The sequence below is a fragment of the Breznakibacter xylanolyticus genome (genome assembly GCF_003254275.1).
Classification (GTDB): Bacteria; Bacteroidota; Bacteroidia; order Bacteroidales; family Marinilabiliaceae; genus Breznakibacter; species Breznakibacter xylanolyticus.
In genome coordinates, this window is the sequence record NZ_QKZK01000092.1 from 1 (window position 1) to 1,003 (window position 1,003).

Sequence of the window (1,003 nt, forward strand, 5' to 3'; positions counted from 1 at the left end):
GTCTGGTGAATTTAAAGCCCAAACTGCTAAAGGAGCTGTTGGCCAGTTGTAATTCAGTGAAAGTAAAACGCCTGTTTCTCTATATGGCCGAAAAAGCAAATCATCAATGGTTTCAATTTCTTGAAACCGAAAAATTTGATTTAGGGAAAGGCAACCGGATGCTTGCCGAGAAAGGCGTTTACATTCCAAAGTATTTATTGTCAATCCCAAAAGAATTAGCCGAATTATGATTTCAGCCACATACAAAGCTCAGGTCGATTTGTTGTTACAGGTTTTGCCATATGTAGCCAAAGAGAAAATTTTTGCCCTAAAGGGAGGTACAGCCATCAACCTTTTTGTTCGGGATATGCCTCGCCTTTCGGTGGACATTGACCTGACTTATTTGCCATTGGATTCAAGGGAAAATGCCTTGCAAAACATTCAGGATGGACTGAACCGAATTAAGGTTGACATTGAAAAAAATGTACCGGAAGTAAAGGTTCACACCGTTCCGTTGAATGGAGGAACTGATGTAAAGTTGAATTGTCAGGGTAAAAATGCTCAGATAAAAATTGAAGTCAACACCATTACACGGGGCAATGTGTTCCCCACACAATTAATGCAGGTGGTCGATTCTGTTCAGGATGAATTTGGCAAATTTGCTGCTGTCAATATGGTCTCCTTGGCTGAATTATATGGCGGTAAAATATGTGCAGCCCTTGATAGGCAGCATCCTCGTGATGTTTTTGATGTAAAACTGCTTTTGGAAAACGAAGGCTTAACCGATGAAATATGGGTTGGAGTAAAAATCGGCATGATTAGCCATTACAAACCCATCAATGAGTTGCTGTCTCCCATCCTTAAAGATCAGAAGTCCGCCTTTGACAAACAATTTGCAGGAATGACTTCAGTTGAATTCACTTATGATAACTACGAAAAAACCAGAGCCACGTTAATTGATACCATCCAACAAAGACTTACTGATGATGAAAAACGGTTCTTGTTAAGTTTCGAGATGGGAGAA

General features: G+C 40.1%; 2 protein-coding genes. Both read left to right on the top strand.

Going from position 1 to position 1,003, the window contains the following annotated elements:
• Positions 1 to 230 (top strand): type IV toxin-antitoxin system AbiEi family antitoxin domain-containing protein (locus tag LX69_RS17460; RefSeq protein WP_185741732.1); only part of this gene is annotated, 230 nt, incomplete at its 5' end.
• On the top strand, positions 227 to 1,003 hold a 777-nt coding region (locus LX69_RS17465), incomplete at its 3' end, for a nucleotidyl transferase AbiEii/AbiGii toxin family protein (RefSeq protein WP_111447304.1). The genes LX69_RS17460 and LX69_RS17465, both read left to right, overlap by 4 nt.